This is a genomic window from Streptomyces triticagri (assembly GCF_003429565.1).
Classification (GTDB): domain Bacteria; phylum Actinomycetota; class Actinomycetes; order Streptomycetales; family Streptomycetaceae; genus Streptomyces; species Streptomyces triticagri.
This window is the reverse complement of sequence record NZ_QUAK01000185.1, coordinates 1-8,397: the sequence shown is the minus strand read 5'-3', so window position 1 is coordinate 8,397 and position 8,397 is coordinate 1. Positions and strand designations below refer to the sequence as shown.

The following is an 8,397-nucleotide window of genomic DNA, read 5'->3' as shown; positions in this document are numbered from 1 at the left end:
GCCCTCGGCGTACTCGGGCGGGCCGGCCGCCGGGTTGTGCGCGGCCGGCGGTCCGAGGCTCAGTGTCCGGCGTCGCCCTCGGCGGCGCCGCCGTTGTGCTCGGCGTCCGCGCCTGCGCCCGCGTCCGTGCCGGCTTCCGCGCCGGCGCCCGTGGCACCGTCCGCCGGCGCACCCGAGTCGGACGGCTCGGCACCGTCCGGCGCGCTCGCCCCGTCGGTGGGCTGCGCCGGCTTGCTGGGCTTGCCGTCCGGGGCCTTCGGGATCTCGCTCGGGCCGACCTGGTCGAAGTAGCTGGTGGCGGGGACCACGAAGGTGCGCAGCTGGACCTTGCCGGTCTCGCTGAAGGTGAAGGTGACCCGCTGGGCGTTGCCGTCCGCCACCGAACCACGGCTGCTGGGCAGCACCGCGGAGGCGTTCTTGTCGCCGCCGATGACGACGTAGCCGCCGGCCGGGACGGTGATCTTGCCGCCGCCCTTCGCGGGCTTCAGGGTCGCCGACTTGGGCGTCCCGTCGACGGTGATCGAGTCGAGGGTCTGGGCCTTGTCGCCGTTGTTGTAGACCGTCGCGGCGACCGCGGCCGGGCCGGTGGACTTCAGGTCGGGCTGGGTGACGACCATCGCACCCTGTACCTGGATGTCGCCGACGGTGGCGTGCGCGTCGTCCGGCTGGACGCCGAGCGTCTGCGCGTTGTTGCCGGCGCTGCACGCGGTGAGGGCGCCGATCGACAGGGTGAGAACGGAGGCGGCGATGGCGCCGCGGCGAAGGGTGCGGGCACCCCCGGCAGCAGTTTGGGGGAGGCTCACGGCGCGGCAACTCCTTGAACTCGGGCGGGCGGACCGGGTGTCTCGACCGCCTGTTGGTCTGTCAGCGGCCTTAGATTACCGAGCCGTCTCGCCGCCCTCGCACCCGACCCGCCCCCTGGGCACCTGCCACCGGATCGGCGGCGCGGAGCCGGCGGCCGCCAAAGAGCACGGGGTCGCGCGAACCGGCCCGCAGGTTCGTACCGAACGATTCTTGTTTCGCATCCACCGTTCGAAGTCGTTCGGATTTCACATAGTGGTCATGGTGATCCGGCTGAGGATTTCCGGTAAGGAATGCGTGGCGGTACCGGGAATTGATCACCGCCGATCTTGAGACCGCTCTCGGGGCGGTGCGGAGAGCCGGTGCGGAGAGCGTCCGTGAAGCGCCGTGGATCCATCACCGGATGCGCCCCGGACCCATCCGGTGATCAATTCCGGATTCTTCGTGGATCCGCTCCCGGATCGTGTCCCGGATCTCTCTGTGGTCACCGAACGGAGTAGCGAGAGGTGCGCATCCTTCGGGGTGCAAACCGGGACGTTTGCACCCGCAGCCGGGGCCCTCGAAGGATGTAACGCGCGCGTTTCGGCTTCCATGGACATCGGCCCCGACCTGCGAATACCCGCTTCCGCTAAGCCTCCGCAGCACGTTCCAGTCGCTGTTGTCAAGCCCTGAGATATGCCCTGACCTGCGAAAACGCCATTCAGAACCCGCCGTTCTCGTGTTACTCTGGATAGCCACGGAAGGGGTACCTGTCACATGACGTTCAAGGTTGGCGACACCGTGGTCTATCCCCATCACGGGGCCGCGCTGATCGAGGCCATCGAAACTCGCCAGATCAAAGGCGTGGACAAGACCTACTTGGTGCTGAAGGTCGCCCAGGGCGACCTGACGGTTCGCGTACCGGCAGACAATGCGGAGTTCGTCGGCGTTCGCGACGTTGTCGGTCAGGACGGTCTGGACCGGGTCTTCGAGGTGCTTCGCGCACCGTATGCCGAAGAGCCCACGAACTGGTCGCGCCGTTACAAGGCAAATCTCGAGAAGCTCGCCTCGGGTGATGTCATCAAGGTCGCGGAAGTCGTGCGCGACCTGTGGCGCCGGGAGCGCGAGCGTGGTCTGTCCGCAGGTGAGAAGCGCATGCTCGCCAAGGCGCGGCAGATCCTGGTGAGTGAACTCGCCCTCGCGGAGAACACCAACGAGGACAAGGCCGAGGCCCTGCTCGACGAGGTCCTCGCGTCCTGACGCCCGACGCATCATCGGCGACACCATGCCGCGGTGCCCGCTGACCAGCTCCTCGGTGACGGAAACGTCCCGGAGGAAGCCACTGGTCGCCGGGCACCGCGGCATGTCTGCACAGCCTGAGCGCCCGAGAGCGCTGAGGGGAGTGCCGGGCCCAGACCACGGGCGTCCCCGTCTCGGCCGGATGTCACGGAAGGGTCCCGGCCAGGACTCGAGCCCCGCACTGTTGTGGCCATACCCAACCCGGCCGAGGAAACAAACCTGAACGCGGACCAGATGTCAGACGAACCCAAGTCCTTCACCGAACCGCCTCCGGCCACCGCCGCGGTCATCCCCGCAGCAGGCCGCGGCGTACGGCTCGGCCCCGGCACCCCGAAGGCGCTGCGCTCCCTCAGCGGCACCCCGATGCTGATCCACGCGGTGCGCGCGATGGCCGCCTCGCGTGCGGTCTCGCTCGTCGTGGTGGTGGCACCCGCGGACGGCGTCGACGAGGTGAAGTCGCTGCTCGACGACCACCTGGCGTCGGCCGGCGGCACCGAACTGCTCGTCGTCCCCGGCGGCGACACCCGCCAGGAGTCGGTACGGGCCGGTATCGAGGCCCTGCCGCCCGGTGTCGGCACCGTCCTGGTGCACGATGCGGCCCGCCCGCTCGTCCCCGTGGACACCGTCGACGCCGTCGTCGAGGCGCTGCGTGCGGGCGCGCCGGCCGTCGTCCCCGCGCTGCCGCTCGCGGACACCGTCAAGGAGGTCGAGCCCGGTGCTCCCGGAGCCGCCGAGCCGGTGGTCGCCACTCCCGTACGGTCCAGGCTGCGTGCCGTCCAGACGCCGCAGGGCTTCGACCGTGCCGTGCTGCAGCGCGCGCACGCGGCCGTCGCGCTGAGCGGCGAGGGCGCCACGGACGACGCCGGCATGGTGGAGCAGCTCGGCCACCCGGTCGTCGTCGTTCCGGGTCACGAGGAGGCTTTCAAGGTCACCCGGCCGCTCGATCTCGTGCTCGCCGAGGCCGTACTCGCACGCAGGAGGGTCAACGATGGCTTCTGAGACAGCTGCCGGGTCCTCCGCCGAGCCGTCGCCGCCCGTCGGCCTGCCGCTCGTCGGCATCGGCACCGATGTGCACGCCTTCGAGCGCGGGCGCGAGCTGTGGTGCGCGGGTCTGAAGTGGGAGGGTCGGGACAGCGACGGGTACGGGCTGGCCGGGCACTCCGACGGGGACGTCGCGGCGCACGCCGCCTGTGACGCGCTGTTCTCCGCGGCCGGCATCGGCGACCTCGGGGCGCACTTCGGGACCTCGCGCCCTGAGTGGTCCGGCGCCTCCGGGGTGACACTGCTCGCCGAGGCCGCCCGGATCGTGCGAGCCCAGGGCTTCGCCATCGGCAATGTCGCGGTCCAGGTCATCGGCGTACGACCGAAGATCGGCAAGCGGCGTGCCGAGGCGCAGCGGGTGCTGTCCGATGCGGTCGGTGCGCCGGTGTCGGTGTCCGGCACCACGACGGACGGGCTGGGTCTGACCGGTCGGGCGGAGGGGCTCGCGGCGCTGGCGACGGCGCTCGTCGTACGGGTGTGAGTGCCGGGTCGGGCGGCGTGCGGAGGACTACGCTCCTGTCCCGGGGGCAGTGATCGGGCCCACCCACCCGCACCCCGTCGCCAGGAAGGCAGTCCCGATGTCGGCTCAACTCTCCGACCAGGTCAAGGAACTTCTCGACACTCCCGTCTTCGTCCAGGTCGCCACCATCCAGCCGGACGGCAGTCCGCAGGTGTCACCGGTGTGGGTGAAGCGGGACGGCGAGGATCTGCTGTTCTCCACCACGGTCGGGCGGCGCAAGGAGAAGAACCTGCGGCGTGACCCCCGGATCACCGTCGTCCTGCAGCCCTTCGACGCCCCGTACACGTACGCCGAGATCCGCGGCACCGTCGACATCACCACCGAAGGCGGTCAGGAGCTGATCGACGAGTTGGCGGTGAAGTACACGGGCAAGTCGTACGCCGAGTTCAACCCGGCGCATGCGAGCGACGGTCCGCGCGTGGTCGTACGGGTCAAGCCGCGCAAGGTCGTCGGGCGGCTGTAGAGCCCCCGGGGTCCGGCGCCCGGAGAAAGTCACGATCGTGTCCCGCGTGCTGCCGACAGGGCGCGGGGCACTGTCGTGGGCGCACTACCCTTGATGCGTGACTATTCGCCTGTACGACACCAGCGCCCGGCAGATCCGTGACTTCACCCCGCTCACGCCGGGCTGTGTCTCGATCTACCTCTGTGGCGCGACCGTGCAGGCCGCTCCGCACATCGGGCACATCAGGTCGGGGCTCAACTTCGACATCCTGCGCCGCTGGTTCGACTACCGCGGCTACGACGTGACCTTCGTACGGAACGTCACGGACATCGACGACAAGATCATCAAGAAGTCCGCCGAGCAGGGCCGCCCGTGGTGGGCGATCGGCTACGAGAACGAGCGCGCGTTCAACGACGGGTACGCCGCGCTGGGCTGCCTGCCGCCCACCTACGAACCGCGGGCCACCGGGCACATCCCCGAGATGATCGAGATGATGCGCGGGCTCATCGAGCGCGGGCACGCCTACGAGGCGGACGGGAACGTCTACTTCGACGTCCGCTCCTTCCCCGGCTATCTGCAGCTGTCCAACCAGGACCTGGACGAGCTGCGCCAGCCGTCCGGCGAGGGCGAGACCGGCAAGCGCGACCCGCGGGACTTCGCCATGTGGAAGGCCGTGAAGCCGGGCGAGCCCAGCTGGGAGACGCCCTGGGGACGCGGCCGCCCCGGCTGGCACCTGGAGTGCTCGGCGATGGCGCACAAGTACCTGGGCACCGCCTTCGACATCCACGGCGGCGGGCTCGACCTGGTCTTCCCGCACCACGAGAACGAGATCGCGCAGGCCAAGGGCTACGGCGACGACTTCGCCTCGTACTGGGTGCACAACGCCTGGGTGACCATGTCCGGCGAGAAGATGTCCAAGTCGCTGGGCAACTCGGTGCTCGTCAGCGAGATGGTCAAGCAGTGGCGTCCGATCGTCCTGCGTTACTACCTGGGCACCCCGCACTACCGCTCGACCATCGAGTACAGCGAGGAGGCCCTGCGCGAGGCCGAGTCCGCGTTCGCGCGGATCGAGGGCTTCGTGCAGCGAGTCACCGAAAAGGCCGGCGTCGTGCCGGCGGCGCCCGAGGTGCCGCTCGCCTTCGCCGAGGCGATGGACGACGACCTGGGCGTGCCGCAGGCCTTGGCGATCGTGCACACCACGGTCCGGCAGGGGAACTCGGCGCTCGCCGCGGACGACAAGGAGGCGGCCGTCGCCCGGCTCGCCGAGGTCCGCGCCATGCTCGGCGTGCTCGGTCTCGACCCGCTCGACGAGCAGTGGGCCGGTGACGAGGGCGGCGGCGACGATCTGCACGGCGCGGTGGACACGTTGGTGCGGCTCGTGCTGCAGCAGCGCGAGGCGGCCAGGGCCCGCAAGGACTGGGCGACCGCTGACGCCATCCGCGACCAGCTCGGCCAGTCCGGCCTGGTCATCGAGGACAGCCCCGAAGGTCCACGCTGGACCCTCGGCCCCCGGTGACCGCACGCTGAACCCGTCGTGGACGTGCCGCCCGCCGGACCGGGCGGCACACTTCCTATACGTACGCACATACGCAGTCAGAAACAGGTAGGTCATGGCCGGGAACAGCCAGCGCAGGAACCGCCGCACGTCCAACAAGAAGGGCGCGCAGATCGGCAGCGGTGGCAAGCGGCGCCGCGGCCTCGAGGGCAAGGGCCCGACGCCGCCCGCCGAGATGCGCAAGGGCCACAAGAAGAACCGGGTGGCCGGCGCGCAGGCGAGGGCCGCGGCCCGCAAGCCGGCCCAGCGGCGCGGCGGCAAGGGCACCTCCGAGCTGGTCGTCGGCCGCAATCCGGTCGTCGAGGCGCTGCGCGAGGACGTGCCCGCGAAGACGCTCTACGTCCAGCAGTTCATCGACAACGACGAGCGGGTGCGCGAGGTCCTGCAGCTCGCCGCCGACCGCGGTGGCGTCAACCTGATGGAGGCGCCGCGCGCCGAACTGGACCGGATGACGAACGGCTTGAACCACCAGGGCCTCGTCCTGCAGGTCCCGCCCTACGAGTACGCCCACCCCGAGGACCTGGCCGCCGCCGCGTACGACAACGGCGAGGAGCCGCTGATCGTCGCGCTCGACGGGGTCACCGACCCGCGCAACCTCGGTGCAGTGGTCCGCTCGGTCGCCGCCTTCGGTGGGCACGGTGTAGTGGTGCCCGAGCGGCGGGCCGCCGGCATGACCGCGGGTGCCTGGAAGACGTCGGCGGGCACCGCGGCCCGTACGCCGGTGGCGCGGGCGACCAATCTGACCCGCGCGCTCGAGGGGTACCAGAAGGCCGGTCTGACGGTGGTCGGCCTGGCCGCGGACGCGGAGACCGAGCTCGGCGATCTCGCCGCGCTCGACGGCCCCGTGGTGATCGTGGTCGGCAGCGAGGGCAAGGGCCTGTCCCGGCTCGTCGGGGAGACCTGCGACATCCTCGTACGGATCCCGATGCCGGGCGGTGCGGAGTCCCTGAACGCCGGTGTGGCCACGGGAGTTGTGCTCTACGAGGCGGCGCGCAGCCGGGCCTGACCGGGCGGTGCGCCGGGTCTCCGTACTGCACGCGCGCGTGGAGGGTCGCGGCCGAGTGGGCGCGGCGCCCGGCGCGTTGACGTCCGCCGGAGTCAAGGTGCGGGCGCCCGGCGGGGCTTGACGCGGTCCGGACAGATCGGGGCGTCCGAGGCAGTGTCCTAACCACACATCACTCGGTTAGATGAGTGTGGACACCAGAACACCCCGCACACCCACGGGCGGACGCTCCCCGGGCTTTGACGAGGGCCCCCCGCTGAGCATGGCGAAGGTGCCGTGCGATCCGGCGCAGGTCGTCGTCAATCACGCGAGCTTCCGCGTGCAGCTCCCCGCAGCTCAGCGGGCCCAGTCCCCGCGTATCACACGGCACTTCGCGTCCGCCGGTGCCGCCGCCGCGACGTCGGTGATCCCCGTGGCGGGAGCCGCGGGTGCCGTGCGCCGGCGGCGTGCGCCCGTCGTGTGGAGCGGCCGCAGTGCGCCCGGCGACCCGGGGGCGACCGGGCTCCTGCAGGCGGTGCGCGGCAGCGGCGTCCGGCACGGTGACGAAGCGGGTGCCCCGCTCGACACCTTCGAGGGCGGCGCGGCCACACAGGTCATCCCCCGGGTCGGCGTCGCGGACCCCGCGTACGGCGACACCGAGAGCACGGTGGAGACTCCGCACGTGGTCGGCCCCCGGCACCCCGGCACGGACGAGACGGTGCTGCTCCCGTCGGTCGGCAGGGGCGGCGGTGCGGGCGAACTCGGCGGTGACACCGGCGCGTTCACGGCGTACGGGGACGATCACGCGTACGACCTCGGCCGGGACTTCGACGGCGACGATGATCGGCGGACCGGGCGGCGGCGCTCCGGCGGCGATCCGGTGCGGCACGCGTACTACCCCGGGCGCCGGATGAACCTCGGCGTGGTGCTGCTGCCGCTGCGGATCTTCCTCGGCTTCATCTCGATCTACGCCGGCATGGGCAAGCTCTGCGACCCGGTGTACTTCGACGGCGGCGACCGCGGGTCCATGGTCAAGTGGCTCACCTCACTGCACCCGTGGGCGCTGGCCGAACCCCTGCGTGACTTCGCGCTCCAACACCCGGTCGGGGCAGGCCTGTTCATCGCCTTCCTGCAGGTCGGCGTCGGTGTGCTGACGGTGCTCGGGCTCTGGCAGCGGTTCGCCGCGGGGATCGGGGCGCTGCTGTCGGCCGCCCTTCTGGTGACGGTCAGCTGGCGGAGCGTGCCGGTGTACGACGCTCCCGACATGCTTTACCTGGCCGCCTGGAGCCCGCTGATCATCGCCGGAGCGCCGGTGTACTCGGTGGATGCGCGGCTCGCCGGCGAGGCCTGGCGCACCCTGGGGCCGCGCGCGGACATCTGGGATCTGCGCCGCCGGGTGCTGCGCCGCGGCGCCCTGATCGCCGCGGTCCTGGTCGGTCTGACGCTGCTCGTCGGTGCGCTGCTCGGCGGCGCGGTGCGGGACGCCGACCGGGTGCGGGTGCCGGGTCCCGGCGAGACGCCGCGCAATGAACTGCCGGGCTCGCCGCTGCCGAAGAAGCCGGGGGAGCGGCGCGACGAGCGGCGTACTCCCTCATCGACCGGTTCGCCGGGTCAGGGCGGTGCCGCGGGGCCGTCCGCCCGGCCCACGCAGCCGGGCACGGCGCCCGAGTCGGCGCCGGCCGGCACCACCGGACAGCAGCCGAGTCAGCCGCAGGGCACGACGGGGCAGGCGCCGCCGCAGGAGCAGCCCGCCGCGCCGCCGCCGGACCCGGGTGGCG

Annotated in this window: 8 protein-coding genes; 7 read left to right on the top strand and 1 reads right to left on the bottom strand. The window is 71.6% G+C overall.

Features of this window, described 5'->3' with window-relative positions; translation table 11 throughout:
• Nucleotides 1-59: 59 nt before the first annotated feature.
• A complete protein-coding gene (locus DY218_RS26155; protein WP_233521911.1) occupies nucleotides 60-803 on the bottom strand; it encodes a DUF461 domain-containing protein in 744 nt (247 codons plus the stop codon).
• Between the two features lie 754 nt (nucleotides 804-1,557).
• On the opposite strand from DY218_RS26155, the gene DY218_RS26145 reads away from it, so the two are divergent.
• From DY218_RS26145 to DY218_RS26115, 7 genes are all read left to right on the top strand, one after another.
• Nucleotides 1,558-2,040, top strand: a complete 483-nt coding sequence (locus tag DY218_RS26145) for a CarD family transcriptional regulator (RefSeq protein WP_003953493.1) — start codon at nucleotides 1,558-1,560, stop codon at nucleotides 2,038-2,040.
• A gap of 273 nt (nucleotides 2,041-2,313) precedes the next feature.
• Entirely contained in the window at nucleotides 2,314-3,078 is a 765-nt protein-coding gene (gene ispD, locus DY218_RS26140; RefSeq protein ID WP_128558594.1) for a 2-C-methyl-D-erythritol 4-phosphate cytidylyltransferase, read from the top strand.
• Nucleotides 3,068-3,601: a 2-C-methyl-D-erythritol 2,4-cyclodiphosphate synthase gene (gene ispF, locus DY218_RS26135; protein WP_128558593.1), complete on the top strand. Its 534-nt coding sequence runs from the start codon at nucleotides 3,068-3,070 to the stop codon at nucleotides 3,599-3,601. The genes ispD and ispF overlap by 11 nt, the downstream gene beginning before the upstream one ends.
• A 97-nt stretch (nucleotides 3,602-3,698) precedes the next feature.
• A complete protein-coding gene (locus tag DY218_RS26130; RefSeq protein WP_128558592.1) occupies nucleotides 3,699-4,103 on the top strand; it encodes a PPOX class F420-dependent oxidoreductase in 405 nt (134 codons plus the stop codon).
• A 97-nt stretch (nucleotides 4,104-4,200) separates the two neighbouring features.
• The gene (gene cysS / locus DY218_RS26125; RefSeq protein WP_128558591.1) at nucleotides 4,201-5,598 is read left to right on the top strand and encodes a cysteine--tRNA ligase; all 1,398 of its coding nucleotides are present in this window, start codon (nucleotides 4,201-4,203) and stop codon (nucleotides 5,596-5,598) included.
• A gap of 94 nt (nucleotides 5,599-5,692) precedes the next feature.
• Nucleotides 5,693-6,643, top strand: coding sequence for a 23S rRNA (guanosine(2251)-2'-O)-methyltransferase RlmB (gene rlmB, locus DY218_RS26120; protein ID WP_128558590.1), 951 nt, complete (start codon nucleotides 5,693-5,695; stop codon nucleotides 6,641-6,643).
• Nucleotides 6,644-6,824: 181 nt separating this feature from the next.
• Nucleotides 6,825-8,397: DoxX family protein (locus DY218_RS26115; RefSeq protein WP_233521910.1), on the top strand; the 1,573-nt coding region annotated here is incomplete at its 3' end.